At 67.8% G+C, this 24,979-nt stretch carries 27 protein-coding genes; 12 read left to right on the top strand and 15 right to left on the bottom strand.

All coding sequences use genetic code 11. The annotated features are described in order from the left end of the window. Positions 1-271: 271 nt before the first annotated feature. A complete protein-coding gene (locus ABFX36_RS11790) occupies positions 272-808 on the bottom strand; it encodes a hypothetical protein (RefSeq protein ID WP_006895126.1) in 537 nt (178 codons plus the stop codon). Positions 809-899: 91 nt separating this feature from the next. Beyond that, entirely contained in the window at positions 900-1,451 is a 552-nt protein-coding gene (locus ABFX36_RS11795; RefSeq protein ID WP_081598069.1) for a phage major capsid protein, read from the bottom strand. Position 1,452: 1 nt separating this feature from the next. On the opposite strand from ABFX36_RS11795, the gene ABFX36_RS11800 reads away from it, so the two are divergent. The 3 genes from ABFX36_RS11800 (at position 1,453) to ABFX36_RS11810 (ending at position 3,793) form a co-directional block, all read left to right on the top strand. Next, on the top strand, positions 1,453-2,337 hold the full coding sequence (locus tag ABFX36_RS11800) for an AMP-binding protein (protein WP_231650261.1): 885 nt from the start codon (positions 1,453-1,455) through the stop codon (positions 2,335-2,337). A gap of 92 nt (positions 2,338-2,429) precedes the next feature. After that, entirely contained in the window at positions 2,430-3,272 is an 843-nt protein-coding gene (locus tag ABFX36_RS11805) for a 3-hydroxyacyl-CoA dehydrogenase family protein (RefSeq protein WP_346076476.1), read from the top strand. 74 nt (positions 3,273-3,346) lie between these two features. After that, a complete protein-coding gene (locus tag ABFX36_RS11810; protein ID WP_039866911.1) occupies positions 3,347-3,793 on the top strand; it encodes a nitroreductase/quinone reductase family protein in 447 nt (148 codons plus the stop codon). A 16-nt stretch (positions 3,794-3,809) separates the two neighbouring features. Here ABFX36_RS11810 and ABFX36_RS11815 read toward each other — a convergent pair whose 3' ends face one another. From ABFX36_RS11815 to ABFX36_RS11825, 3 genes are all read right to left on the bottom strand, one after another. After that, positions 3,810-4,109 carry a hypothetical protein gene (locus ABFX36_RS11815; RefSeq protein ID WP_278123841.1) on the bottom strand — a complete coding sequence of 100 codons (300 nt, stop codon included), beginning with the start codon at positions 4,107-4,109 and terminating at the stop codon, positions 3,810-3,812. Beyond that, positions 4,106-4,708: a recombinase family protein gene (locus ABFX36_RS11820; protein ID WP_346076479.1), complete on the bottom strand. Its 603-nt coding sequence runs from the start codon at positions 4,706-4,708 to the stop codon at positions 4,106-4,108. The genes ABFX36_RS11815 and ABFX36_RS11820 overlap by 4 nt, the downstream gene beginning before the upstream one ends. A gap of 581 nt (positions 4,709-5,289) precedes the next feature. Continuing rightward, positions 5,290-6,324, bottom strand: coding sequence for an NAD-dependent epimerase/dehydratase family protein (locus ABFX36_RS11825; protein ID WP_346076481.1), 1,035 nt, complete (start codon positions 6,322-6,324; stop codon positions 5,290-5,292). A gap of 208 nt (positions 6,325-6,532) precedes the next feature. On the opposite strand from ABFX36_RS11825, the gene ABFX36_RS11830 reads away from it, so the two are divergent. Beyond that, positions 6,533-8,443 (top strand): potassium transporter Kup, encoded by a 1,911-nt coding sequence (locus tag ABFX36_RS11830; RefSeq protein ID WP_346076484.1) that lies wholly within the window; start codon positions 6,533-6,535, stop codon positions 8,441-8,443. A gap of 19 nt (positions 8,444-8,462) precedes the next feature. On the opposite strand, the gene ABFX36_RS11835 is transcribed toward ABFX36_RS11830, so the two are convergent. Beyond that, positions 8,463-9,056, bottom strand: coding sequence for a hypothetical protein (locus ABFX36_RS11835; RefSeq protein WP_346076486.1), 594 nt, complete (start codon positions 9,054-9,056; stop codon positions 8,463-8,465). Between the two features lie 179 nt (positions 9,057-9,235). Here ABFX36_RS11835 and ABFX36_RS11840 point away from each other — a divergent pair, with 179 nt between their 5' ends. Then, positions 9,236-9,673 (top strand): hypothetical protein, encoded by a 438-nt coding sequence (locus ABFX36_RS11840; RefSeq protein ID WP_346076488.1) that lies wholly within the window; start codon positions 9,236-9,238, stop codon positions 9,671-9,673. Positions 9,674-9,678: 5 nt separating this feature from the next. Here ABFX36_RS11840 and ABFX36_RS11845 read toward each other — a convergent pair whose 3' ends face one another. Beyond that, the gene (locus ABFX36_RS11845) at positions 9,679-10,536 is read right to left on the bottom strand and encodes an EamA family transporter (protein WP_346076490.1); all 858 of its coding nucleotides are present in this window, start codon (positions 10,534-10,536) and stop codon (positions 9,679-9,681) included. 43 nt (positions 10,537-10,579) lie between these two features. Between ABFX36_RS11845 and fdhD the strand changes: the two genes are divergently transcribed. Then, a complete protein-coding gene (gene fdhD, locus ABFX36_RS11850) occupies positions 10,580-11,416 on the top strand; it encodes a formate dehydrogenase accessory sulfurtransferase FdhD (RefSeq protein ID WP_062367687.1) in 837 nt (278 codons plus the stop codon). Between the two features lie 12 nt (positions 11,417-11,428). On the opposite strand, the gene ABFX36_RS11855 is transcribed toward fdhD, so the two are convergent. Genes ABFX36_RS11855 through ABFX36_RS11865 form a run of 3 tightly spaced genes read right to left on the bottom strand, consistent with a single transcriptional unit; the run spans position 11,429 to position 14,092 of the window. Then, positions 11,429-12,181 (bottom strand): amino acid ABC transporter ATP-binding protein, encoded by a 753-nt coding sequence (locus ABFX36_RS11855; RefSeq protein WP_006895113.1) that lies wholly within the window; start codon positions 12,179-12,181, stop codon positions 11,429-11,431. Next, positions 12,178-13,641, bottom strand: coding sequence for an ABC transporter permease subunit (locus ABFX36_RS11860; protein WP_346076493.1), 1,464 nt, complete (start codon positions 13,639-13,641; stop codon positions 12,178-12,180). The genes ABFX36_RS11855 and ABFX36_RS11860 overlap by 4 nt, the downstream gene beginning before the upstream one ends. Positions 13,642-13,666: 25 nt before the next feature. Next, positions 13,667-14,092 carry an NUDIX hydrolase gene (locus tag ABFX36_RS11865; protein ID WP_045538894.1) on the bottom strand — a complete coding sequence of 142 codons (426 nt, stop codon included), beginning with the start codon at positions 14,090-14,092 and terminating at the stop codon, positions 13,667-13,669. A 135-nt stretch (positions 14,093-14,227) separates the two neighbouring features. Between ABFX36_RS11865 and ABFX36_RS11870 the strand changes: the two genes are divergently transcribed. Further along, the gene (locus ABFX36_RS11870) at positions 14,228-15,802 is read left to right on the top strand and encodes an ATP-dependent DNA ligase (protein ID WP_062367689.1); all 1,575 of its coding nucleotides are present in this window, start codon (positions 14,228-14,230) and stop codon (positions 15,800-15,802) included. A gap of 3 nt (positions 15,803-15,805) precedes the next feature. On the opposite strand, the gene ABFX36_RS11875 is transcribed toward ABFX36_RS11870, so the two are convergent. Both ABFX36_RS11875 and ABFX36_RS11880 read right to left on the bottom strand, forming a co-directional pair. Further along, positions 15,806-16,117: a hypothetical protein gene (locus tag ABFX36_RS11875; protein WP_039866854.1), complete on the bottom strand. Its 312-nt coding sequence runs from the start codon at positions 16,115-16,117 to the stop codon at positions 15,806-15,808. Further along, positions 16,114-16,887, bottom strand: a complete 774-nt coding sequence (locus ABFX36_RS11880) for a uracil-DNA glycosylase (RefSeq protein ID WP_062367690.1) — start codon at positions 16,885-16,887, stop codon at positions 16,114-16,116. The genes ABFX36_RS11875 and ABFX36_RS11880 overlap by 4 nt, the downstream gene beginning before the upstream one ends. 44 nt (positions 16,888-16,931) lie before the next feature. On the opposite strand from ABFX36_RS11880, the gene ABFX36_RS11885 reads away from it, so the two are divergent. Beyond that, on the top strand, positions 16,932-18,062 hold the full coding sequence (locus tag ABFX36_RS11885) for an alkaline phosphatase family protein (protein WP_346076498.1): 1,131 nt from the start codon (positions 16,932-16,934) through the stop codon (positions 18,060-18,062). A 2-nt stretch (positions 18,063-18,064) separates the two neighbouring features. Here the strand turns inward: ABFX36_RS11885 and ABFX36_RS11890 are convergent, their stop codons facing one another. Next, a complete protein-coding gene (locus ABFX36_RS11890; RefSeq protein WP_062367692.1) occupies positions 18,065-18,598 on the bottom strand; it encodes a hypothetical protein in 534 nt (177 codons plus the stop codon). A 127-nt stretch (positions 18,599-18,725) separates the two neighbouring features. Between ABFX36_RS11890 and ABFX36_RS11895 the strand changes: the two genes are divergently transcribed. The 3 genes from ABFX36_RS11895 (at position 18,726) to ABFX36_RS11905 (ending at position 21,069) form a co-directional block, all read left to right on the top strand. Further along, positions 18,726-19,232, top strand: a complete 507-nt coding sequence (locus ABFX36_RS11895; protein WP_082781327.1) for a M15 family metallopeptidase — start codon at positions 18,726-18,728, stop codon at positions 19,230-19,232. Positions 19,233-19,312: 80 nt separating this feature from the next. Beyond that, entirely contained in the window at positions 19,313-20,047 is a 735-nt protein-coding gene (locus tag ABFX36_RS11900; protein ID WP_006895104.1) for a hypothetical protein, read from the top strand. A gap of 26 nt (positions 20,048-20,073) precedes the next feature. Then, the gene (locus ABFX36_RS11905) at positions 20,074-21,069 is read left to right on the top strand and encodes a glutathione S-transferase family protein (protein WP_006895103.1); all 996 of its coding nucleotides are present in this window, start codon (positions 20,074-20,076) and stop codon (positions 21,067-21,069) included. Between the two features lie 40 nt (positions 21,070-21,109). Here ABFX36_RS11905 and ABFX36_RS11910 read toward each other — a convergent pair whose 3' ends face one another. After that, positions 21,110-22,612 carry an MFS transporter gene (locus ABFX36_RS11910; protein ID WP_346076501.1) on the bottom strand — a complete coding sequence of 501 codons (1,503 nt, stop codon included), beginning with the start codon at positions 22,610-22,612 and terminating at the stop codon, positions 21,110-21,112. Between the two features lie 55 nt (positions 22,613-22,667). On the opposite strand from ABFX36_RS11910, the gene ABFX36_RS11915 reads away from it, so the two are divergent. Continuing rightward, the gene (locus ABFX36_RS11915) at positions 22,668-23,183 is read left to right on the top strand and encodes a MarR family winged helix-turn-helix transcriptional regulator (protein WP_082084014.1); all 516 of its coding nucleotides are present in this window, start codon (positions 22,668-22,670) and stop codon (positions 23,181-23,183) included. Positions 23,184-23,194: 11 nt separating this feature from the next. Here the strand turns inward: ABFX36_RS11915 and ABFX36_RS11920 are convergent, their stop codons facing one another. After that, the gene (locus ABFX36_RS11920) at positions 23,195-24,856 is read right to left on the bottom strand and encodes a 2-isopropylmalate synthase (RefSeq protein ID WP_346076504.1); all 1,662 of its coding nucleotides are present in this window, start codon (positions 24,854-24,856) and stop codon (positions 23,195-23,197) included. Positions 24,857-24,979 lie beyond the last annotated feature (123 nt).

Below are 24,979 nucleotides of genomic sequence, written 5' to 3' on the forward strand. Positions count from 1 at the left end.
TCACCAGAAAGGTGCTCCTTGCCCTGCTTGTGATTGTCGTTTCGCAACAACAATTATTGCAGCTCAGAGCACCTTTCTTCATGAAAACGGCAGGTCAGGCGAATTCAGCGATGAAAGCCCGAGGCTAAAGCGCCCACGAGATGGATCTGTCAGTCCACCCAGTTCTATCACTTGGGCGAGCGCACGCGGGACCTCATGGCGAGTAATCCGAAGCTCTTTCGGCGGTAGCGCGTTACCTCACAGGCGTGGTGATCCCGGCCGCGCATGACGGTCAGGCCACGCCGGGACAGAACTCGTGTTTCTGGCGCCGCGCGCCGGTGACGGCGTGGAGTCCGACGGGTCCGCCTCCGCTGAGTCCGGCCGATGCCGGAGTGAGGGCGGCCATGTCGGCGCCGATGCCGGTGTGCTGGCCGGCGGAGTGCCGTGGAGCTCGTGGTGGGTTCGGCCGGCGTCGGGTCGGTGCCGACGCCCCGCCCTGGCGCCGGCGGGCGGCCATGTTGGCCTCCGTGGCCTGGGCGCGGTTGGTCGGGAGTGCTCCGCCGGCTCGCTGCGCAGACGTCGCGCGCTCTCCGCTGGTGCCGTGTTGGCGGTGGAGACGGGCTAGTGAGACTTGGGGCCGGGCGGCTCGGTCGTCGGGGATCTGGCCCCCGTTGCGGAAGTTCGGAATCTGGCCGCCATCGCGGAACGGGGAGATGCCAGCGGAACTGAGATCGACGTCCCCAACGAACGGTAGGTTCTTCGCCAGCCAGGTGACTCGTGATCCGCTCCACTCCATGCCGAAGTGCGGGATATGGTCCATGATGCCCACGGCGTGAATCTCCTTGTGTTGAAACGGAACCGAGGCCCAGGCGCCGCGCGGCGGAGTGCGGAACCTGGGCCTCGGAGTCAGAGGGTCATTGTCAGGCGGCGGTGCCGACCTTGACGATGGCCTCGGGGCGGTAGACGCTCACGCCGAACCGGCCCTCGACACGGACGCGGGTCTGGTTGCGCTCGAACAGTTCGCCCGAGGTGTCCCACTCGATATCGACGGCCGCGCCCACGACGTCCACGCTCACTGCCGACGGGTCCAGGACCACGGCTGTCTTTGCCGGGAGCGCGGTGGTCAGGACCGCGCGGAGTCCCCACAGCTCACGTTCCATGAGGTCAATCGGGACGACTCGGAATGCGATGGCGTCGTCCGAGGTGGCCAGGAGTTCCACGGCCTCCCAATCGGCCGGGGAGATGAACAGGACGCTCGGCTCGTAGCCGAGGGTTTCCTGGGCCGTGATGGCCTTACGGATGGACGTCAGGGCGTTGGTGGCGAACGCCTGGATCTGCACGCCGCTGGTGTTGAGGAGTCCGGTCAGGTGGGCGCCGGTGCCGTCTCCGCCGATCACCTCGACCTCCAGGGCCTTGTCCAGGCCGTAGACGAGAACTGTACAAGACCGGCGGCGAGCTCGTGGCGCCGGCATCGTGTTCACCGTCGTTCTCGGCGGTACCGCCGTGCACGTCGACCGATGGGACCCGGACTGGGGCGTGCAGGTGATCCGGGAGGAAGGGGTGACCACCTTCTTCGGCGCACCCACGTTCCTGCAGGACATGATGCGCACCGATCTCGCCGGTGATGCGGACAACCCGCTCTCGTGCCTGGTGATCGCCGGATCGTCGGTACCGCGGAATCTGCCGGTCCAAGCCGCGGAGGCTCTCGGCGCCTACGTGGCTCCCGCCTGGGGGATGACCGAGTGCAGCATCCTCGTCTCGTGTACGCCGAAGGAGTCGGACGCCATTCTGCGCACCGACGGGTCGGTCTTCGAGGGCTCGGAGATGCGCGTGGTCGATGTCGACGGCAACGAGTGCCCGGCCGGAGTGGTCGGCGACCTCCTGATGCGGAGCCCAGGTGTGGTCTACGGCTACTTCGACCGACCCGATGCCACAACGCGAGACTATCGCCCGGGACTGTGGTTCTCGACCGGCGACCGAGCCGGCATCGACGAACACGGCTGGATCTCCCTGTCGGGACGGAGCAAGGACATCGTCATCCGGGGCGGCGAGAACGTCCCGGTGACCGACATCGAGTCGTTGATCTTCGACCACCCCGACGTGTTGAACACGGCCGTCATCGGCATTCCCGACGAACGGCTCGGTGAACGTGTCTGCGCGGTGCTCGTGATGAAGGACGGCCGGCCCGCGCGCACGCTCGCAGGGCTGTCGGAATACCTTCTCGCGCAAGGGCTCTCGAAGCACTACCTCCCCGAACGTATTGTCACGCGCGGTGAATTGCCGATCACGCCCAGCGGCAAGATTCAGAAGTTCCGACTGCGGGAATCGCTGACTGACGGAGTCGGTGGCGCGGGCTGAATCGACGCGCCATGTCATGTATCGACGACTACATCGAGGTGCTGCGGAACTCCCGCAGGCCGGACCAGACCATGCAAGAGACGGAGACGAAGATGAGCTTGCCCACCAGGGTCGGGGTGTACGGAGGCGGACGGATGGGAGCCGGGATCGCGCACGCCTTCCTGTGTTCCGGCACCGCGGTCACGGTGATCGAAGCGGACGACTCCGCCGCCGACCGCGCTCGCGATCGGATCGCTTCGAGTCTGACCAAAGCGGCGGAGAGGGGCGTGCTCGCCGATTCCGTCGACGACGTACTTCGCCGAGCCGACGTCACCACCGGCGCTGAGAACCTCGCCGAATGCGGACTGGTCATCGAGGCGGTGCCGGAGATCGTCGAGGTCAAAGCGGAGGTCCTGGCGCGCATAGAGAAGACCGCTCCGCTCGCCGTCGTGGCGACCAACACCAGTTCGCTGTCGATCGACGGTCTGGCCGATTCACTCACCTCACCGGAGAAGTTCATCGGTCTGCACTTCTTCAACCCGGTGCCGGCCAGCGACCTCGTCGAGATCGTCGTCGGCACGAAGACGTCCGAGACACTGGTCGCCGATGCTCAGCAGTGGGTGCGCGACATCGGGAAGACCGGTATCACCGTCACGGACTCGCCGGGGTTCGCTTCGTCGCGGCTCGGAGTGGCGATCGCACTCGAGGCGATGCGGATGGTGGAGGAAGGTGTCGCCTCCGCGGCGGACATCGACACGGCGATGACCCTCGGCTACAAGCATCCCACCGGACCCTTGCGCACTACGGACATCGTCGGACTCGACGTCCGTCTCGCCATCGCCGAGCATCTCGCCAAGGAGATCGGACCGAGGTTCGAGCCGCCCGCGATCCTCCGTGACAAGGTGGCAGCCGGGCATCTCGGCCGCAAGACTGGGCAGGGATTCTACGAATGGTGAGCTGTTCGGTCGGTTGAGCGGTCATCCATGACTGCCGAGGGCGCTGAACGCGCCGTTCCGGCACAATGGGCCGCATGAAGCTCTCTGACACGATCGCGTCCGCCGGTGCCTGGGTTCTGGAGAACGGTCATCGTGCGCTCCTGGCGATCACCGGCGGGCGCTTCCCGAAGCGCATGCTGGGGATGCAGACTCTTGAGCTTCACACGATCGGAAGGAAGTCGGGGCAGCGCCGGTCGACGATGCTCACGGCACCGATCTACTCGGCCGATCAGATCGTGGTCGTCGCCTCGAAGGGCGGACACTCCGACCACCCCGACTGGTACAAGAACCTTGCAGCGAACCCCGACGTGGAGGTGACTGTCGACGGTACGACGACCTCATGGACCGCGCGACGGGCGAGCGCCGAGGAGAAGTCGCGGCTGTGGCCGTCGATCGTGAAGATCAACCCCGGCTACGAGGGCTACCAGCGCAAGACCGATCGGGACATCCCCGTGGTCATTCTCACGCCGCGCGGCAGGTAAGACCGACGCGAGGGTGTCAGGTGGTGCCGTGGCGAAGGAATCCGTAGAGGCCGGCGCGGTAACCGCGCTGATAGCTCAGGTCGTCGTCGGGGTCGGTGCCGTTCTCGAGAACTGACGCCGCGTGGTGCCGCGCCCACGTCGGCGGAAGGCTCGACAGGTAGGCGAGCGACTCGTCGAACCCCTGCTGGAAGAGGTCCGGATCGAGGCATGCGTCGAGTTCCGGATCGACGAGCGGATACGACGTCGGCAGACGCGTCACGGTGGCGTGACCGCTGAGCGGCGCGGTCGTCTGAGGGTCGGCGGAGTGCGCGGTCATCGGCGGGTTCGTCTTTCAGCGAGGGTTCGGTACAGGGTGGCTCGGCTGACTCCGAGTTCGGCGGCTATCGCGGGTACGGGATGGCCGGCGGCACGCATGCGCTCGGCGGCGGCGGCTTGGGTCTCGTCCAGCGCGCGGGGCCGGCCGACGCCGGAAGCGGCGTGGGAGCGCCGATGCGGAGACCGACGGTGTTCCGATGTCGCCTCCTCGTCGTCGAGCTCGGCGAGGGACGCCAGGACACCGACGATCATCGCTCCGGCGGGGTCTGCGGTATCGACTCCCTCGCGCAGCGACTGCAGTCCGATCCGCCGCCGAGTGAGTTCGCGCGCACTCGAGAGCACTTCGCGTGCGGTGCGGCCCAGTCGGTCGACGCCGACGACGACGGCGGTGTCTCCGGGCCTCGCGTAGTCGAGCAGCGCTGCCCAGCCGGGGCGCTCGGAGGAGGGGGTGCCGGCGCCGGACCTGTCGCTGTAGATCCGCGACGGTTCTACGCCGGCATCGGTGAGCGTATCGATCTGTGCCTCGAGTCGCTGAGACCCTCCGGGCGCGCGTGCATAGCCGAGTCGGTACCCGGCGCCGACGGCCTCATCGTCTCTCATGTCTCACAATGTATCGCAAAAGGGGCGGGTCTTGGTTTTGCGACACTCCCGAATTCGAGTGGTCCGCTCAGCCTGGTCGAGCGAGCGCAGTGGGGGCGGGGTCGTTCCTGCGGTGGTGGTGGTTCATTTCGACTCGCTGCGCTCGCTCAATAAGCCTGAAGATGAGGCCTGACGGGGTCGCTCGCTCGGTAGGCCTGACGATGAGGCCTGACGAGGTCGCTCGCTCGGTAAGCGCGAAGATTGGGCCTCGCTGGGTCGCTCGCAGTAAGCCTGAAGATTGGGGCTGGCGAGGTCGCTCGCTCGGTAAGCGCGAAGATACTTCGACTCGCTGCGCTCGCTCAATGAGCCTGAAGATCGGCCCGACGGGATCGCTCGCTCAATGAGCCTGAAGATCAGTCTGGCACGATCGCTCGCTCGGTAAGCCTGAAGATCAGCCTGGCGGGATCGCTCGCTCACCAGACCTCGTCGCAATAATAATTTTGCGACTGTCGCATAATGGTGAGATGCGAAAACGCTGCTCGCATCGCCCGGGTGGGGGCGAGACGAGCAGCGCGGGAGTTCTTGGAGGGGCTGGGGCGGGGTCAGCCGACCGGGGTGGGGAGGACCGACTCGAACGCGCGGCCCGACCGGGGCCGCGCGGAACCCATCTGCTTCGAGTCGCACAGGAAGGAGACGAGGTCGGCGAGAGTGTCCGCGGACGGCCGCGGCTCGTAGCCGAGCTGTGTCCGTGCCTTGCTGATGTCGACGACGGGTTGGGCGACCAGCGCCGCGATGGACGCACGCGAGACGAGGTCGGAGCCGAACAGTTGGCTGATCGGTTCGGCGATGGGGACCACCATGTTCAGCAGACGCAGCGGTACGGCGAACAGCGGGCGGAATCGCCCGCAGAGCTCTGCGACGGCGCGCATGGCCTCGAAGAGGCAGACCTGTTCACCGCCGAGCAGGTAGTTCTCGCCGGTGGCGCCGTGCGCGGCGGCGAGGGTGAGGCCCTTGGCCACGTCACGGACGTCGACGAGATCGAAGTTGCCCTCGACGAACAGGGGGACTCTGCCCTGCGCCGCGTCGCGCAACATGCCGTTGATGCGTGAGAGTCCGTGGTCGACGGGACCGTACACACCGGTCGGATTGCAGATCACGGCGTCGAGCCCGTCCGCGATCACCTTGCGCAGTTCCTGCTCGCCCGCCCATTTCGATCGGTCGTACACCGGGAGCGCGGGATTCTCCGAGCGCGCGGAGTTCTCATCGACGATCCCGTTGTCGGTGTACTGGTCGAAGGAGTGAATCGAGCTGCAGTGGACGAAGCGTCGCACACCGGCGGCGAGCGCGGCTCGAGCGGTGGATGCGACGCCCTGTGTGTTCACTCGCCAGGCGAGTTCGTTCTGCTGTTTGAGGGTGATCATCGCGACGAGGTGATACACGGTGTCGACGCCGTCGAACGCGGCGACGAGTGCGTCGTGGTCGAAGATGTCGGCGGCGGTCCAGGTCACCTGCGGGTGATCGAGGCCGTGCGCCGGCGACACCCGGTCGATGGCGACGACGTCGTGCCCGTCGGCGACCAACTGGTTGACCAGGTTGGTTCCGACGAATCCAGCAGCTCCGGTGACGGCGACCTTCATGTGCATCCTCATTCTCGACGTGACAGACCACAGTGCCCGGTGATCTGGCGTGCCCCGTCCCAGCAGACTAGAACACGTTCTAATTCGCACGAGGCTATCTGGCCCGCTCACCGCCGCGCAAGGGTGTCGCGGATTTGTCGTCCGCGCCGGGGGTCGCACGTGCCGTTACCGGCCCCGTCTGCGCGCGGTCCGGGGTACTGTCCGAGGAATGTCTGAACAGGCAGTGCGCGCGGTGCGACCGCTGCGAGCGGCGATGGTCGTCGGTGCACTCGGCGTGGTGTTCGGAGACCTGGGGACGAGTCCGATCTACACCGTTCAGACGGTCTTCGACCCGAGGGACCCGCACCCGATCGCGCCGACGTCCGACAACGTCTACGGCGTGGTCTCGCTGATCTTCTGGTCGGTGATGATCATCGTGACTCTCACGTATGTGCTGCTCGCCATGCGCGCGGACAACGACGGCGAAGGCGGGATTCTCGCTTTGATGACCCTCCTGAAACGGTGGGTGGAACAGATCGATCCGCGGACATTCATCGTGCTCTCCGCACTCGGCATCCTCGGAGCCGCACTCTTCCTCGGGGACAGCATCATCACCCCCGCGATCTCGGTGCTGTCGGCCGTCGAGGGCCTCAAAGTGGTCGATCCGGAGCTGCATTCCTGGGTTGTCCCGCTGACCGCATTGATCGTCTTCGTGCTGTTCCTCGCCCAGCGGTTCGGCAGCGGCGGCGTGGGTCGCTACTTCGGACCGGTGATGGCGGCGTGGTTCGTCGTCATCTCGGTGCTCGGAATACACGGAATCACAGCCGAACCCGGCATCCTGCGCGCACTGTCGCCGACCTACGCGGTCGGTTTCGTCGCCGGTCATTTCCACGTCGCGTTCTTCGCGCTCGCCGCGATCGTGCTCGCCGTGACCGGGGCCGAGGCGCTCTACGCCGACATGGGCCATTTCGGCCGGAGACCCATCTCCACCGCATGGATCCTGATCGTCGCGCCGGCCCTGACACTCTGCTATCTCGGTCAGGGCGCCCTGGTGCTTCACGACGTCCGCAATCTGAGCGCGCCGTTCTTCCTGCTGAGCCCGCAGTGGGGGCAGATCCCGCTCGTGATCCTGACGACGATGGCGACGGTGATCGCGGCACAAGCGGTGATCTCCGGGGCGTTCTCCGTCGCCTCGCAGGCGGCTCGTCTCGGCTACATGCCTCGTCTACGCCTGGTGCACACCTCCGACCGCGAGTACGGGCAGGTGTACGTTCCGTGGCTCAATTGGTTCCTGATGGTCTCGGTGATCACCCTGGTGTTCGCATTCCGCAGCTCCGACGCCCTCGCCTACGCGTACGGCATGGCGGTCACCGGGACCATCGCGATCACCACGATCCTGTTCTTCGTCGTCGCACGGCACCGTTGGCGGATCCCGTGGTGGCTGCTGGCGCCCGCCGCGGCCGCACTGTTGACCGTCGACTTGCTGTTCTTCGCGGCGAACATCACCAAGTTCGTCCACGGGGCGTGGCTGCCGTTGGTCATCGCTCTCGCGGCTTTCGCGATCATGACGACGTGGCGGCGCGGTCGCCTGCTGGTAGCGGCTCGTCGATCGCTGCTCGAGGGCCCCGTCGACGAGTTCCTCCAATCGCTGCGGTCGGGGGAGCGCGAGGTCGACGTGGTGGACGGCACGGCGGTCTTCCTCAATCGCGACCCGGCCAGCGCACCGCTCGCGTTCCGGGCGAACGTCGATCACAACCGTGTCCGGCACCGGCAGGTCCTCTTCGTGTCGGTGGAGGTCGCTACCGCGCCCCGCGTCGATCCTGCGGCGCGGGTCCGCAGAATCGACCTCGGTGCCGACGACGAGGGGATCAGCGCCGTCGTCGTCCGCTTCGGGTATACCGAGCCGCCGGACATCCCGGCGACTCTCGGTGCGCTCCGTGACCTTCCGGTGGGTGTGGACCCCGCGGCGGTGACGTACTTCCTGTCGACTGTGGAGTTGCGTCTGAGTGACGAACCGGGCCTGGCGGGCTGGCGCAAGCGAGTGTTTCTGGCGAGTTCGCACGTGTCGTCGGACGCGAGTGACTACTTCCGGCTTCCGCGCGAGCAACTCGTCGTGATGGGGGCACGGATCCCGGTGTGACGCAGGCGGCCTCGGCCGGTCAGCTCAGCGCGATGACCCCGCCCGTCGGCGTCGAGGTGGGGCCGCTGCCGCCGCCGATGTCGCGGGCGATCCACACACCCGGCGTGAGCTGACGGTACTCATGGAGGCTGACCGGCTCACCGAGGAAATCAGCCGAGAAGTCCGCGGCGTAGACCGGCCGACCGTCGACGCGCGAGACGGCGGGAACCACCTCGGCTCCGGCGTCGGTGCCCCAGACGTAGTTCTTGTACACCCAGGGGCGCCCGCCCCGTTCGGTGAAGGTCAATGCGTCCCCGAGGACGCTCTGGGTGCGAGTGAGGGTCTTCGCCGCATCATCGGGCAGTGTCCGGCCCCGAAGCTGGAACACCGGGAGCAGGGAGAGCTTCTTCTTCCCGAGGGGACGAACGCCCAGCGGCGCATCGGCGAACAACCCGAGGATCTCCTCGGCGGTGCAGTGTTCCATCAGGGAGGTGACCGTTCGCGTGGCATTCCCCGGATCGACGACGCACGTGCGCGCCGGCGCGGCCGACGCGGTGGCGGGCGAACCGAGGAGTGATCCGACGGCTGCGATGATCGCGACGATTCTGATTCTTGTCGTACGTTCAAATGACACGAGGACATTGAACAGTGCGCAAAGCGGTCGAGCAATCCGAATGTCCCGACATTTCCTCGCCGGCTGATTACTTTGGTCCCTAGATTTCTGCCGCTCTCATGCACTTACCTTGTCCTGGGGTGAAGTCTCCAGTGCGGTCGAGGGATCGGCATCACTGCAGGGAGTGAAGGTGGGTTCTTGTGGCGGTGCGGACGCGGACAGCGAAGTCGGCGCAGATGGATCGGCGCATCGCGAGGCGCGACGACGTGCTCGTCCTGGCATTCGCCGCCGTCGCGCTGGCGGGGGTGCTCATTCACGACCGCGTCGACATGCCGGCCACGCCTCTGCTCAGCGTCACCAACATGTTTCCGACCGCGGTCTACCTCGGTCTCGGACTGCTGGGCTTCGTTCCACGAGCTCGTGCCGCGTCGAGCTGGCTGCTCTTGATCTGGGCGTGGATCCTGGTGGTCGCATCACTGATCGGCCTCATACCGCAGAGCAACGCAGTCTCAGCGCCGCAGAATCCCAACGTGCACTACGTCTTCCACATCATCTACGCAGCGTGTCAGCTGCCGCTGATCGTCGCGCTGGTGCTGCGGCTCAATCGTGACGCCTCGGCCGTCACCACATCCCGCTGAGACACTCACCGCGCGGCTGTGAGGACAACGCCCGCGCTCGCCGTGACGACGAGTGCGATGGCGACGAGCTGACGTGAGTCCAGCGACTGGTCCAGAACCACGAAGCCGGCGAGAGCGGCCACCGCGGGGCCCAGACTCGACAGCACGCCGAACACACGCGTCGACATCCGTTTGAGTGCGGTGAACTCCAGGGCGTAGGGGATCACTGAGGTCAGCACGGCCACGCCGCCGAACGCCGCGAGCAGGCCCGGGTCGTCGGCGACCGCGGGCACCGCTTGGAACAGTCCGATCGGGACGATCACCCCAGCCGCGACCAGCATGGCCGCCGACAGGCCGTCGACGCCGTGCACCCGGGTTCCCAGTCGGGCCGAGGCCACGATGTAGACGGCCCAGCAGAGGGCGGCCATCGCCGCGAATCCTGCTCCCCGAACATCGAAGGCAGCGCCGCCGTGCACGCCGAGCATCGCTATCCCGAGCGCGGCGAGTGCGACCCACAGGGCGTCGATCAGGCGCCGGCTGCCCGCGGCGGCGACGGCCAACGGTCCCATCAGCTCGACGGTGACCGCGACGCCGAGCGGAACGCGATCGATCGCCAGATAGATGAACAGGTTCATTCCGCCCAGGCCCAGACCCAGCAGCAGCACGCCGAGCCACGTGCGCCGCGGCCAGCTCAGCACCCGTGGCCGGACGAGAAGGGCCAGGATCAGCGCGCCGCACCCGAGTCGCAGGGCGGCGGCGCCGAACGGTCCCACCCGGTCGAACAGCGAACCGACGATCGCGTTGCCGAACTGGACGCTGAACACCGCAGCGACCACCAGCGCGCTCGGCGGCACACGAGGCAGGGGATCGGGACGGGTCTGCACGGTGGGGACTCTATCGGCCGGCCCAGCGGATACCCTGGCGGAGGTGGGAAGGATTACCGCCCGATGGCCGGTGACGAAGGTGCGGATCGGACACGAGCCGCGGCGTCGTCCCGACCGACTCGCGGTGGAGGAACCACTCGAGATCCGGATCGGCGGACGGCCGCTGGCGGTGACGATGCGGACACCGGGCACCGACGTCGAACTCGCGGCGGGATTCCTCGTCTCCGAAGGGGTCATCACCCGTGCCGAGCAGTTCCGGGCCGCGATCCACTGCGGCGGGCCGGGCACCGGCGGCACGGAGAACACCTACAACGTGCTCGACATCGCACTCTCCGCGGACACCCCGCCGCCCGGACCGGCCACCGCGCGCGACTTCCTGACCACCAGCGCATGCGGAATCTGCGGCAAGACGAGCATCGACGCGGTGGAGACCTCGTCGGCGTTCGACCTGCGCGGAGACGAGACGACGGTGCGACCGTCGCTGCTCGTCGAACTGCCGGAACGTCTGCGCGCCGGACAGCGAGCCTTCGACAGCACCGGCGGACTGCACGCGGCGGCGCTGTTCGACGCCGAGTCGGGTGAGTTGCTGACCCTGCGAGAGGACGTCGGCAGGCACAACGCCGTCGACAAGGTGATCGGGTGGGCGCTGACACGCGACCGGCTGCCGCTGCGCGGAACCATTCTGCAGGTGTCGGGCCGGGCGAGCTTCGAACTGGTGCAGAAGGCGGTGATGGCCGGCATCCCGATGCTCACGGCGGTGTCGGCGCCGTCCTCGCTGGCCGCCGAACTCGCCGAGCGGTCGGGACTCACGCTCATCGGCTTTCTCCGCGGCGATTCGATGAACGTGTACACCGGCGCCGCTCGGGTGGCGCCGGCCTGACCGCTGCCGGATCTAGATCGGGTCGGTGAGACGACGCAGAAAGGCAGCTGTCCGCTCGTGCTCGGGAGCGCCGATGACCTGCTCCGGTGCGCCGCGCTCCACGATCACGCCGCCGTCGACGAACAACACTTGGTCGGACACCTGGCGGGCGAACGAGATCTCATGCGTGACCACGACCATGGTCCAATTCTGTGCCGCGAGGTCGCGGATCACCCGCAGGACCTCGCCGACCAGTTCCGGGTCGAGTGCCGACGTCGGCTCGTCGAGCAGCAGCACCTTCGGATTCATCGCGACGGCGCGCACGATCCCCACCCGCTGCTGCTGACCGCCGGACAGTTGAGCCGGGTAGTCGTCGGCGCGGTCGCCCAGGCCGACGCTGTCGAGCAACCGCTGCGCATCCGCGGTCGCGTCAGCCACCGGCCGTCGCTGCACCACCACCGGTCCCTCGATGACGTTCTCCAAGACCGTCTTGTGGGGGAACAGGTTGTGGTTCTGAAAGACGAATCCGCTCTGGCTCCGATAGCGGGCGATGTCGGACTTGGCGTAGTCGCCGGCGAAATCGATCGTCACGTCGGCCACCCGGATCACACCGGTGTCCGGTACGTCGAGCGCATTGAGCGACCGCAGAAGGGTGGTCTTGCCCGATCCGGAGGGGCCGATCACCGCGGTGACCGACCCGGAGTCGACGCTGAACTCGATGCCGCGCAGCACTTCGTTGTCACCGAAGGCCTTCGTCAGACCATCGACCTGGATGAGTGCGGTCATGTCGGGATGAACCTTCCGAGACGGGTCTCGAGGACGCCCTGCAGCATCGACAGCACGAGGCACACGATCCAGTAGTAGACCGCGGCGGTCATGTACAGGGCGAAGAACTCGAAGGTGGGCGCGGCGGCTATCTGCGCGACGCGCAGGAGCTCCGTCACCAGGATCGTGGAGGCGAGTGAGGTGTCCTTCACCAGTGAGATGAGCGTGTTCGACAGACCGGGAACCGCGATCCGCGCCGCTTGCGGGAGCACGATGCGGCGCATCGTGGTCGCGTAGTTCATGCCGATGGTCGCGGCGGCCTCGCGCTGGCCCTTGGGAACCGACATGATCGCGCTGCGGATGATCTCGGCGGCGTACCCGCCGACGTTGAGCGAGAAAGCGATCGCGGCGGCAGGCAGCGGCGGCACTTTGAATCCGAGCTCGGGCAGCGCGTAGAAGATGATGAACAGCTGGACCAACAGCGGGGTGCCCCGGATGATCGAGACGTAGATCCGCGCGAGTCGCGAGAGAATCGGGTTCTCCGCGAGCCGGGCGAGTGCCACGACGAGCGCGATCGCCAGGCCGATCACGAAGCTCACCGCCGCGAGTGGGATGGTGGTGGTGAGCGTGGCTTCCGCCATCGGCCAGAGGTTTCTCCCGATCAACTCCCAGGTGCTCTCCGGCGGCTGTGCCCGCGGGCCGCTGCCGCTGGCATCGGCTTTGAGGTACTTCTCTGAGATCGCCGTGAGCGTGCCGTCGGCCCGCAGACGGTCGAGCGCGTGGTCGATCTTCGGTATCAGCGGACTGCCCTTGGCGGCGGCGAAGGCCTGGTCGCTCGTCTGCCCGGTCTTGGCCGAGATCTTGACCGACGAGTCGCCGGTCTCGGCGAAATACGCGTACACGGCGATGCTGTCGTTGACCGTCGCGTCGACCCGGCCCTGCCGAAGCAGTGTGATCGCCTGGGTGAAACCCTCGACGGTCTGCACCTGTGCACCCGCGTCGCGAGCGACTTGAGTCCAGTTGCTCGTCGCCGTCTGGGCGACGGTGCGGCCCCTCAGATCGTTCAACGACCGGATCGACGAGTCGTCCGCCCGTGTCACGACCACCCCTTCGCCGACGGCGTACGGGCTGGACAACGCGTACTCGGCTCGCCGCTCCGGAGTGATCGTGACCTGATTGGCGACCACGTCGAATCGATCCGCGCCGAGTGCTGCGAACAGCGAGTCCCAGGGAGCCTCCACGAACTCGGCCCGCATGCCCATCTGATGCGCGACGGTCTCGGCCACGTCGACGTCGTAGCCGGAGAGTCGACCGGTCGCGGGGTCGTGGAAGCTGAACGGCGCATAGGTGCCCTCGGTTCCCACTCGGAGCACGCCTTCGCCGCTACGCCCACCGTCGGGACCGCCGCATCCGCCCACCACTGCCACTGCCGCGATCAGCACTGCCAGTAGCAGCGCCGGGGCTCGCGGTCGGAGGCTCATAGGGGGAGTAAACCCCGCCGGCCGATCAGATGGGACCCTTTGGCGCCACCTGGTCCGAGGGTGGGATTCCGGCGGCACGCAGATGCGCGCGGAGCCGGCCGACGAGCGGTGCACGTTCGAGTTCGTCAGCGGTCATCCATCGTGCGTCCTCGGCGTCGTCGCCCGCGCGCAGCTCGCCGCCGATCACCGTCGCGGCGAAGTCGTGGATCTCGAAGGTCTCCGCGTCGCTGTAATCGATGATCGCGCACCAGAGTTCCCTGCCGATCACCGCCTCGAGGCCGGTCTCCTCCCGGACCTCACGTGCGGCAGCCTCGGCGAGGGTCTCGCCGGCCTCGACATGTCCGCCCGGTACCGACCAACGTCCCTTCTCCGGTGCGTGACCGCGTTTGACCATCAGTATTCGTCCGCCGTCGTCGACGATGACCGCGCCCGCGGCCAGCACTGGATCCATCCTCACACCGTAGATCTCCGCGTGGTCGTGCGGATATCTCCGCGTCACAGCGGGTTGCTCGTCGCAACACCGGTCCGTTGTTCTGACGGTGCGCGACACCTCCGCGGGCGGGCGCGCCCCACTATCCTCGGTGGAGTGACCGCAAGTCGACAGCAACGCACAGGACTCGACGCCGTCGTGCAGACGGCCGCGGACGTGACCGCCACGAGGTCTCGCAACGCCAAGACACAGCGGATCGCCGATCTTCTCCGAGCGCTGTCGGCCGATGAGATTCCAGCGGCCGTCGGACTGTTGCTGGGCCGCCCGCGTCAAGGCCGGCTCGGAGTCGGGCGGCGTGCCGCTCATGCCGCTCGCACCGAACCGGCGGCGACCCCGTCGCTCACCGTGAGCGATGTGGACGCGGCGTTCACGACGCTGGCGAACACGCGCGGTCCCGGTGCGGTGCGCACCCGGGCGGAGGCACTGCACGCCCTGATGTCGCGTGCGACCGCCGACGAACAGGACTATCTGATCCGGGTGCTCACCGCCGAGATGCGGACGGGTGCGCTCGAGAGCGTGGTCACCGATGCGGCCGCGATCGCGGCCGGTCTGCCGACCGCAGTGGTGCGCCGGGCGGCGATGCTCTCCGGGGACCTCGGTACCACTGTCCGTCAGGCGTGTGCGGGATCCGACCTCACCGCAGTCGGCCTCACGCCGGGAGTCCCGGTCTCGCCGATGCTCGCCTCCACGGCCGAGTCCGCGTCGGCCGCGGTCGCCGAAACGGGGGAGGCCTCCGTAGAGGCGAAACTCGACGGCGCCCGGATCCAGGTGCATCGCGTCGGCGGCGCGGTCACCGTCTACACGCGCAGTCTGGCCGACGTCACCTCCCGGGTCCCCGAACTCGCCGAACTGGTGTCCGAGTTCCCCGGCGGCGACCTGGTCCTGGACGGCGAGACACTCGCTCTCGATCCCTCGGGTGCGGCGCGGCCGTTTCAGGAGACGATGAGTCGCTTCGGCTCCGGCGGCGGCACCGCATTGTCGGCGTGGTTCTTCGATGTGCTCTACGCCCGCGGCGAGAGCCTGATCGACTCACCGCTGCGGCGTCGGCGGCGGGTGCTGGCCGAGATCGTCGGGGAGCGGATGATCCGCGGGATCGAGGTGACCGGTCCCTCCGCCTGCCACCTCGCCGAAGACTTCTTCGCCGCGGCGGTCGGCACCGGCGACGAGGGGGTCGTGGTCAAGTCGCTCGACTCGACGTACGCGGCCGGGCGCCGTGGCAGTCACTGGATCAAAGTGAAGCCCGTGCACACCTTCGATCTGGTCGTGCTCGCCGTCGAACAGGGATCGGGACGGCGGCGGGGGATGCTGTCGAACCTGCATCTGGGCGCGCGGGATCCGGCGGGGCGATTCGGTCCGCCCGGTGGATTCGTCATGGTGGGTAAGACCTTCAAGGGACTCACGGACGAGCTGCTGCGATGGCAGACCGCGCATTTTCCGACGATCGCCGTCGACACTGCGGGCCATGTCACCGCGCTGCGGCCGGAGACGGTGGTGGAGATCGCGATCGACGGCGTGCAGCGGTCATCGCGCTATCCGGGCGGGGTCGCCTTGCGGTTCGCGCGGGTGAAACGCTATCGCGTCGGGGCCGACGCCAAGCCCGCCGCCGAGGCGGACACGATCGACGCGCTGCGCGATCTGCTCGATTCGAGGGCGTCCGACGCGATGCGGTGACCGTCAGTGCGGCGTCACGACTCGGACCGGGAACAGCACGGTGCGCTCGACGACACGATCGCGCTCGGCGCTCCGGCTCGTCCGGCGCGGATCTGCGAGGTAGGCCTCCAGGGCCGCCTGATCGGGCAGACCGATCAGCTGCGTCTCGTCGGGAACGTCGGCGGTGCCGGAACCGAGCGCGCGAGCGAGAAGCACCCCGCCGTGATCGGGTAGCAGGGCGAGGACCTCGTCTTCATAGGCCGACAGATCGGCGGCGAGGCCGGGCCGGGCCCAGAGTTGACAGCACAGTTCGACGGGTTCGGGATCGGTGGTCATGTCCTCGACGTTATCGGTGCCGTCGAGCCCGGCGGCGTGGCTGCGGCCTTCGCGTCCAGCAAGACGGTTTCGAGCATCTCCGGCGTCAGCCGCCCGGTGAAGGTGTTCTGCTGGCTGACGTGGAAGCATCCGAGAACGGTGAGACGCCGGCCGTTCGGATGGTCGATCACCACGCGGACGCCGTGCCCGAACCGCGGCCGTGGACGCGGCACGATCCAACCGCCCTCGGAGAGGGACGACAGCAGCGCCTGCCAGCCGAATCCGCCGAGTGCGATCGCCACCCGGACGGTCGGTGCCAGCAGTTCCAGTTCCCGCGACAGGAATGGCGCACACCGGCGACGTTCATCGGGCGTCGGCTTGTTGGCCGGCGGAGCGCAGTGCACGGGCGACGTGATCCGGGTGTCGATGAGCCGCAGGCCGTCGTCGGCGGATACCGCACGCGGCGCTGACGCGAGTCCGACGGCGTGCAGTGCGGCGAACAGGAAATCGCCGCTGCGGTCGCCGGTGAACATCCGGCCGGTGCGATTGGCGCCGTGCGCGGCCGGAGCCAGCCCGACGACGAGGATCCGTGCGTCGTCCGGTCCGAAACCGGGAACGGCGCGACCCCAGTACGTCTGGTCGCGAAAGGCCGCGCGTTTGACGGTGGCGACCTCTTCGCGCCAGGCGACGAGCCGCGGACAGGCCCGGCACTGTGCGACCAGATCGTCCAACGCGGTCAACGTGCGGGCACTGGCCGCCCGATCGGGCGCGGATTCGGGGCGCGGCGCCATGGACTCCACCGTAGTCGGGAACCGCGCCCGGCATAGTGGGAGCCATGCGTCATACCCTCGCCGACATCCTGCCCGCGGTGTCCGCCGCATTCGACGGCGCCGAGACCGAGGGGCTCGAGGTGGCCCCGGCTCGTGACATCGCCGTCCTCCTGATCGACGGACTGGGAGCCGAACTCCTGCGGCGGCACGGCGACGTGGCACCGACTCTGACGGCGCACCTGCGGACCACGTTGGCAGCCGGGTTCCCCGCGACGACGGCCTCGAGCATCTCGAGTCTGGCGATCGGAGCACCCTGTGCCACACACGGGATCATCGGATACAGTTTCGCGCTGCCCTCCGCCGCCGGACCGGAGAACTTCAACGCGCTGCGCTGGCGGACCGGCAGCGCCGAAGGGCCGGATGCGAGAACCACACATGTGCCGGAAGACGTTCAGCCCGTGGAGAGTTCGGTGCAGCGGCTGGCTCGGAGCGGTGTCGAGGTCCACTACGTGGTGCCGGGCTATCAGATGCGTTCGGGGTTGACGCGGGCGGCGTTCCGAACGGCCGGACGACTCCACCCGGCGTCAGATCTCGACTCCGTGCGCGACGGACTCCTCGATTTCGCCCGGCACACCGATCGCGGGCGCCGATTCGCCTACGCCTACTTCCCGGACCTCGACATGCACGGGCACGTCGCCGGGCCGGAGTCGGCGCAGTGGCGCGCCGTGCTCGGCGCGGTCGACGCAATGGTCGCACAGCTGATCGACGACCTGCCCCCGACGTGCACCCTGCTGATCACCGGCGATCACGGCATGATTCGTGCGGGGGCGGCCATCGACCTCGAGGCGGATCCCGAACTGCGCCGCGATGTCCGCCTGGTCTCCGGCGAAGCCCGAGTGCGGCACGTCTACTCCGACCATCCGGACGCCGTGCGTGACGTGGCCGATCGATGGACCGGGGCACTCGGCGAGCACGCCCGCATCGTCACTCGCGAGCAGGCGCTCGACGAACACTGGTTCGGTCCCAGGCCTCCGGTGCCGACGATCGAGTCCCGGATCGGTGACGTTCTGGCGGTGGCGCGAGGAACGAGCGTCCTCGTCTGTCCCACCGCTGAGCCCATGGAGTCGACGATGGCCGGTCATCACGGTGCCTGGACCGACGATGAACAACTGGTGCCGCTGATCTCGAATCGGTGAGATCAGTCGGAGTAGCGGTGCGACCAGCCGATCGCGCGGAGCTCGCCGACCGGTCCGGTGACGGTGGTGATCGACTGATACTTCGGGGTGGGCGGTCGTCCGCGCGACTTGCGGGTCATCGGGACCACCAAGCCCTGAGGCGTTCCGTTTCGACTCCAGTCCTCGCTCACCAGGAATGATTCGGGAAGCCGGTCGCCGAGGAAGGCGTAGCGGGCGCTGCCGCGCTTGCCTTCGGTGGGACGATGCAACCGCTGCATGATCATCGTCCGGCTGTGCGCCCCCGGCTCGCGGATGAACCTCACGCGCTCGTACACCGGGACACCCATCGAGAACAGCGCGCCGTACGGAGCACTGGCGACGTCGTGCGGTGTGAGGGCCGAGGCGGCGGCGGGCGCCGCCGACGCCTCGGCCGGATGGACGGCTGCCGCCGCGCCGACCGCCAGGACGGCGGTGACCGCGGCGACACGGCGGCGTCCGCTGACGGGGCGGCGAGTGAAGGAACGACGATCACGGGCCTGGCGCGGCGAACCTGTCATCGGTCAACCGTCGCAGCTGCCGGGTTCGAGGGCAAGTACCCCGATACGCACGCTGATCGGCGTGTCGGCCGGTCCGTCGGAGGTCGACGTCTCGCATGCCGACCGGGTCCGTAGTAGGTTCGACCCCGTGATCCGAGTGCGAGTGACCGCTGCTGCGGCGGCCCTGGCGATCGCCGCATCCGCGGCGGTCGCGCCGGCCGCCCATGCCGATCCGGCGACGGCCCGGGCGAACTTCCTCGGCGTGTCGTTGGCCCCCGGCACCGCCGGACTCACGCCGCAGTTGGCGATCGCCTACACGCTCGCGCACCGTGAGGCGCGTGCCTCCGGGGTGGCGCTGTCGGTGACGTCCGGAAAGCGCTCGCGCGCGGAGCAGGCGGCACTGTGGCGGCAGGGCATCGCCGACTACGGCAGTGCCGCCGCCGCGCGCCGCTGGGTACTGCCGCCCGATGAGTCGACCCACGTCACGGGCGAGGCCGTCGATGTGGGACCGCGGTCGGGCGCGCGTTGGCTGCAGGCCAACGGCATCCGCTGGGGCCTGTGCCGGGTGTACGACAACGAGTGGTGGCACTTCGAACTGGCGGCGCTGCCCGGAACGGCGTGCCCGCCCAGGCTCCCCGACGCAGCGAGCCGCTGACCTGGTCTCGTCGGCCGCCGTGCCATGTGCGTGCACACGTGGACGGTTGCGGCTACGAACCTCTGGCCCAATAGGGAAGGATGAATGCCGTGTCGGAGAACCCAGACCACGAGAACGCCGTCCCTGAACCGTCCGAGGCGGGCGAACTGGACGACCGCGTCGTCGATGCCGACGCGGCCGATGTCGTCGAAGCCGTCGAATCGATGGAGGCCGCGCTCGGCGCCGGCGGGACCGACGATGGGTCCGCGGCGGACGTCGAGCCCGCATACCTGTCGTACGAGGAGTTCGGTCGACGGTTCTTCGAGCTCGCCGTCACCGAGGAACGGATCGGCAGCGCGTTCACCTCGATCGCGGGCGAGGAGTTCGAGGTCGGCCCGATCGGGTCGGGACCGGCAGGAGTGGTGAAAGTGCGGGCGATGGTGCGCGTCGCCGAACCGGAGATCGTCCGTGATCTCGGGCAGCTGATCACCTTCACGGTCAAGCTGCCGCTGCACATCGCGTTGACGGTGGATCTCAAGGTCGACCGCATCCGGTACGACGTCGACGGTCTGGTGACACTGCCGCTGACGGTCCGGTGCGCGGCGCCGCTGCAGGTGCGGATAGAGGTGGACCCACCGCGACCGCGCGACGTGTTCGTCGACGTCAGCTCGCGGAACGTCCGGGGCGAGATCATTCGCAATCTGGCTCAGGTGGACGACGAGATCCGCAGGGTCATCGCGAAGTTCGTGGAGACCGAGATCGACAAGCCGGCTATCCGCAAGGCCCGGTTCATCGACGTCGACGCCGAACTCGGTCGCGCGTTCGAAAGCATGTGACGCCTGTTCGGTGCCATGCTGGATAGATGACTGAGAACCGCCCGGGAGATCACGAGAAGTACGTCAAGGCAGATCAGCCGTACGAACGAGACACCAGGTACATCGAGACCCGGATCACGCGCGACGGCGCCGACGGCTACCCGGTGGAGGCCGGGCGCTACCGGCTCGTCGTCTCATACGCCTGTCCGTGGGCGAACCGGTCGATCATCGTGCGCCGGCTGCTCGGTCTCGAAGACGCGATTTCAATGGGTGTGTGCGGTCCGACGCACGACTGGCGGTCGTGGACCTTCGACCTCGATCCGGGCGGGGTGGATCCGGTGCTGGGCATACCGCGGCTGCAGGACGCGTACTTCCGGCGGATCCCCGGCTATGAGAAGGGCATCACCGTCCCGGCAGTCGTCGATGTCCCGAGCGGAGCGGTGGTCACCAACGACTTCCCGCAGATCACTCTCGACTTCGAGACCGAGTGGGTCGACTTCCACCGGGACGGGGCGCCCCGGCTGTACCCCGAGGACCTTCGCCGCGAGATCGACGAGGTGAACGCGGTGGTCTACCGTGACGTGAACAACGGCGTGTACCGGTGCGGCTTCGCCGGCTCACAGGAAGCCTACGACGACGCCTACGACCAACTCTTCTCCCGGCTCGACTGGCTCACCGAACGGCTGCGCACCCAGCGATACCTGGTCGGAGACACCATCACCGAGGCGGATGTGCGACTGTTCACGACGCTCGCGCGGTTCGACCCGGTGTATCACGGCCACTTCAAGTGCAATCGCGAGAAGCTCTCCGAGATGCCGGTGCTCTGGGCATACGCGCGCGATCTCTATCAGACTCCCGGCTTCGGTGACTGCACGAACTTCGACCACATCAAACGGCACTACTACCAGGTGCATCGCGACATCAACCCCTCCGGGATCGTGCCGAAGGGTCCGGATCTGTCGAACTGGGCCGAACCGCACGGCAGGGAGGCGCTCGGTGGCCGACCCTTCGGAGACGGAACACCGCCCGCCCCGCTCGGTTGAACGGGACGGGCGGTGTCGTCGAGGGGTGAACGCCAATCCCTCAGGCCACCGCCAGCTCCGCTGAGCGCGCCCGGGCGCGCGGAATCGCCAGCGTGATGAGCACACCGACGAAGGCCGCGGCCGCCCCGATGAGGAAGCACCAGCGGAAGGCGGAGTGCGTCGGAACCTGGTGACCGCCACCGAGATCGATGGTCGACGCAGCCAGAACCACCGCCATCACCGCCGACGACAGGGTGGTGCCGACCGACCTCATCAGGCCGTTGAGTCCCACCGCCGCCCCGGCCTCGGTGATCGGCACCGCTCCCATGATGAGCGCGGGCATCGCCGCGTAGCCGATGCCCACGCCGGCCGAGCCGATCACCGAAGCCACGGCGAGCTGCCAGGGAGCGTTCATCAGGAAGTACGCGGTGAGGTAGCCGACACAGAGGACCGCGCCGCCGATCGCGAGCGTGAGCTTCGGGCCGAGACGGTTGATGAGCATGCCGGAGATCGGGGCGAAGAGCATCATCATGATGCCGCCCGGAGCCATCCACAGACCGGTCTGCAAGATGGTCTGCCCGAAGCCGCCGACCGAATCCGGCACCTCGAGCATCGTCGGAACCACGATCGCCTGCGCCATCATGCCGAATCCGATGGCGATCGCCGCCAGATTCGTCAGCAGCACCGTCGGCTTGGCGGTCGTGCGCAGATCGACCAACGGATCACTGTGCCGCAACTCGAACATCGCCCACGCCAGGAGCACGACCACGCCGGCGGCGAGGAAGCCGAGGGTGGCGCCGGACGCCCAGCCCCAGTCCTTACCCTTCGAGACGGCGATGAGGACGCTGCACAGACCGGCCGCCATTCCGACTGCGCCGACTACGTCCAGTCGTCCACCGGCACTGTCGGCGACGTTCGGCACGATGACTACGACCAGGACGGTGATCAGCAATGCCAGTCCCGCCGAAGCCCAGAACAGCGCCCGCCAGTCCCAGGTCTGCGCGACCCAGGCCGACACCGGAAGTCCGATGGCGCCGCCGACGCCGAGCGTGGCGCTCATCGCGGCCACCGCCATCGAGGTCAGACGCGGCGGCGTCACCTCCCGCATCAGGCTGATGCCGACCGGGATGAAGCCCATCGACATGCCTTGGACGGCGCGTCCGATCAGCATCGGAACGAGTGTGCCGCCGATGGCGCAGATCAGCGAGCCGACGACGAGTAGCAGCGCGCTGGCGAGAATCACGCGCTGCTTGCCGTACATGTCGCCGAGGCGCCCCGCGATCGGCATAGCCACGGCGCCGCCGAGCAGCGTGGCGGTGATCACCCACGACGCGTTCGAGATGGACGTGTGCAGCAGTTGCGGTAGTTCGGGCTGAACCGGGATGATCAGCGTCTGCATCAGGGATGCGACCAGACCGCCCAGACAGAGGGTGATGACGATACCGAGTGCACCGCGGTCGCCTGCGGTTTCGTCCGACGCTGCGGCGGCAGGGGCGTCGGCCGGCGCGGGCGCGGGGTTCACATCGTCGGCGGTCGGATCCGCCGTGCCGGAGGGGGAGGACATTCAGAGGCCTTCGTTTCAGTGCGGAGCATGCGAGAACAACCTATGTAAGGTACATATGCGTCGTGCACACCCCAAACTCGGGGCTGTGTGCGGTCCAGTCGAGAACGAGGTGAGAACGGTAGACGGAGGCGAGCCCACCTGGCCGTCCCAGGTGCATCGGGACGTGGTCGAAGAACTCCTGCGGTTGCGTCGCAGACGTGACGAGGTCGACCCGAAGGCGATTCTGGACGCATCCGCGTTTCATATCCTCTGGCTGCTGTCGGACGGCCGCGCGCGGACTCTGCGTGAACTGAGCCACGATCTCGCGCTGGAGCAGTCGACGGTGAACCGGCAGGTCAACGCGGCGATCAAGCGCGGATACGTCGAGCGCTTCCCCGTCGACGGGCAGGTCAGTCGGATGCACCGGCCCACCGCGGCGGGGATGGAGGCGCTCGAACACGACGGTAGACGACGTGCCGATCGGCTCAATCGCGTCTTCGCCGATCTCGCTCCCGGCGATCCCGCGATTCTGCTCGCTCAGCTGCGGGCGTTCAACGACGCGTTCGAGCGCCAGGGTGTCGACGCGGACTGACGCAGGGCCGCTCAGTGCCTGCGGGCGGCGGCCGACGCCGCCCGATCGGCCTCGTCCTCCGACGCCCCGATGCCTGCCGACCAGCCGCAGTCGTCCCCGCGCCGCCACTCCAGAACGGTCAGGAAGCGTCCGCGTTCCGGCGCCGTGATCGCGCTCCGGTGACGGCTCAGAGGTTCGATGGCGTCCGCGCGCGCTGAGGTGCTGTCCGCGGCGCCGTCTGCGGGCATGTACTCCGCGCAGAACAGCGTCCAGAGCGTCTCCGCGTCGACTTCGCGGCCCTCGGTGTCCGTGTGCCGTTGCACGACGCGTGCGAAGTCGATCTGAAGGCGGCGTGGCAACTCGACGCCGAACTCGGCTGCCAGCAGATACGCGATACCGCCCTTGCCGGATTGCGAGTTGACCCGGATCACCTCATCGTACGTGCGGCCCAGGTCGGCCGGGTCGACCGGCAGATAGGGCACGTCCCACGGCATCTCCGATTCGGCGTGACCGGCATGGGCGGACCGGCGTCGGTGGTCGGCGAATCCCTTGGCGATGGCGTCTTGATGAGTGCCGCTGAATGCCGTGTGCACCAGGTCGCCGACGTACGGGTGGCGTGCATGGATCTCGATCTGGTTGGCCTCCTCGACGACTCGGCGGATCTCGTCGATGTCCGAGAAGTCGATCATCGGGTCGACGCCCTGTGCGTGGAGATTGAGGGCCAAGGTGGCGATGTCGACGTTGCCGGTCCGTTCGCCGTTGCCGAACAGGCATCCCTCGACGCGTTCGGCGCCGGCCAGCACCGCCAGTTCCGCGCACGCGATTCCGGTGCCGCGGTCGTTGTGCGGGTGCACCGACAGGATCACCGATTCCCGACGCTCGAGGTTCAGGTGCATGTACTCGATCTGGTCGGCGTAGACGTTCGGCGTCGCGATCTCCACGGTCGCAGGCAGATTCAGGATCACCGGACGATCAGGAGCGGCGTCCCACAGCCGCGTCATCGCGTTGCAGACGTCGAGCGCGAAATCCGGCTCGGTGAGGTTGAAGACCTCGGGGGAGAACTCGAAACGGACGTTCGGCAGGTCGCCGGCGAATTCCAACACGTCCCGGCCGCCGCCCAGAACGGTCTCGAGCAGCTCCGACCGCGACTGTCTCAACACGATGTCGCGCCAGACGGGTGCCGTGGCGGTGTACATGTGCACCACCACGGGATTGTCGATCCCGCGGATGGACTCCACGGTCCGCTCGATCAGATCCCGTCGCGCCGGAGTGAAGACGACCACCGTCACGTCGTCGGGGGCCAGATCGGTCTCCGCGATCTGCCGGACGAAATCGAAGTCGGTGGCCGACGCCGAGGGATAGCCGACTTCGATCTCCTTGTAGCCCATGGCGACGAGCAATTCGAACAGCTGGCGCTTGCGTGCCGGGTTCATGGGTTCCGGCAGTGCCTGGTTGCCGTCGCGCAGGTCTACCGGAACCCACAGCGGCGCGGACGTGAGGCGAGCCTCGGGCCACCGGCGCGTCGTCAGCGGAACCTCGACGCGACGGTACACGTCGCGGTACCGGTGCGAGGGCATCTGGGATCGCCGCTGGCGGTTCCATGAGGGTGACTGGTCGGGTATCGGCCCGGCAGGGGTGCTGATGGAGCCGAAGGCGTCGGGCCGGGACGCGGGGGATTCGGATTCGGTGAACATGGGATCTCGCTTTCGCAGAAGTCGGGTGCAGACCGGCGTCGGGGCCCACGGGGAGTCGCCGGTCTGCGGATCAGGACTCTCCGTGGCTGATGAGTCGGAGGGAAGCGAGGTTCTGCATGGCGC

Origin of the sequence: Gordonia cholesterolivorans, assembly GCF_039531975.1 — a bacterium.
Classification (GTDB): domain Bacteria; phylum Actinomycetota; class Actinomycetes; order Mycobacteriales; family Mycobacteriaceae; genus Gordonia; species Gordonia sihwensis.

Coding starts and splice junctions, on each gene's coding strand:
- ABFX36_RS11890 (WP_062367692.1), bottom strand. CDS start 18,598: ATGACAGGTTCGCCGCGCCAGGCCCGTGATCGTCGTTCCTTCACTCGC.
- ABFX36_RS11795 (WP_081598069.1), bottom strand. CDS start 1,451: ATGCCGGCGCCACGAGCTCGCCGCCGGTCTTGTACAGTTCTCGTCTAC.
- ABFX36_RS11830 (WP_346076484.1), top strand. CDS start 6,533: ATGTCTGAACAGGCAGTGCGCGCGGTGCGACCGCTGCGAGCGGCGATG.
- ABFX36_RS11815 (WP_278123841.1), bottom strand. CDS start 4,109: ATGACCGCGCACTCCGCCGACCCTCAGACGACCGCGCCGCTCAGCGGT.
- ABFX36_RS11915 (WP_082084014.1), top strand. CDS start 22,668: ATGCGTCGTGCACACCCCAAACTCGGGGCTGTGTGCGGTCCAGTCGAG.
- ABFX36_RS11885 (WP_346076498.1), top strand. CDS start 16,932: ATGCGTCATACCCTCGCCGACATCCTGCCCGCGGTGTCCGCCGCATTC.
- ABFX36_RS11855 (WP_006895113.1), bottom strand. CDS start 12,181: ATGACCGCACTCATCCAGGTCGATGGTCTGACGAAGGCCTTCGGTGAC.
- ABFX36_RS11865 (WP_045538894.1), bottom strand. CDS start 14,092: ATGGATCCAGTGCTGGCCGCGGGCGCGGTCATCGTCGACGACGGCGGA.
- ABFX36_RS11900 (WP_006895104.1), top strand. CDS start 19,313: ATGAATGCCGTGTCGGAGAACCCAGACCACGAGAACGCCGTCCCTGAA.
- ABFX36_RS11825 (WP_346076481.1), bottom strand. CDS start 6,324: ATGAAGGTCGCCGTCACCGGAGCTGCTGGATTCGTCGGAACCAACCTG.
- ABFX36_RS11810 (WP_039866911.1), top strand. CDS start 3,347: ATGAAGCTCTCTGACACGATCGCGTCCGCCGGTGCCTGGGTTCTGGAG.
- ABFX36_RS11820 (WP_346076479.1), bottom strand. CDS start 4,708: ATGAGAGACGATGAGGCCGTCGGCGCCGGGTACCGACTCGGCTATGCA.
- ABFX36_RS11875 (WP_039866854.1), bottom strand. CDS start 16,117: ATGACCACCGATCCCGAACCCGTCGAACTGTGCTGTCAACTCTGGGCC.
- ABFX36_RS11920 (WP_346076504.1), bottom strand. CDS start 24,856: ATGTTCACCGAATCCGAATCCCCCGCGTCCCGGCCCGACGCCTTCGGC.
- ABFX36_RS11880 (WP_062367690.1), bottom strand. CDS start 16,887: ATGGCGCCGCGCCCCGAATCCGCGCCCGATCGGGCGGCCAGTGCCCGC.
- ABFX36_RS11905 (WP_006895103.1), top strand. CDS start 20,074: ATGACTGAGAACCGCCCGGGAGATCACGAGAAGTACGTCAAGGCAGAT.
- ABFX36_RS11910 (WP_346076501.1), bottom strand. CDS start 22,612: ATGTCCTCCCCCTCCGGCACGGCGGATCCGACCGCCGACGATGTGAAC.
- ABFX36_RS11805 (WP_346076476.1), top strand. CDS start 2,430: ATGAGCTTGCCCACCAGGGTCGGGGTGTACGGAGGCGGACGGATGGGA.
- ABFX36_RS11860 (WP_346076493.1), bottom strand. CDS start 13,641: ATGAGCCTCCGACCGCGAGCCCCGGCGCTGCTACTGGCAGTGCTGATC.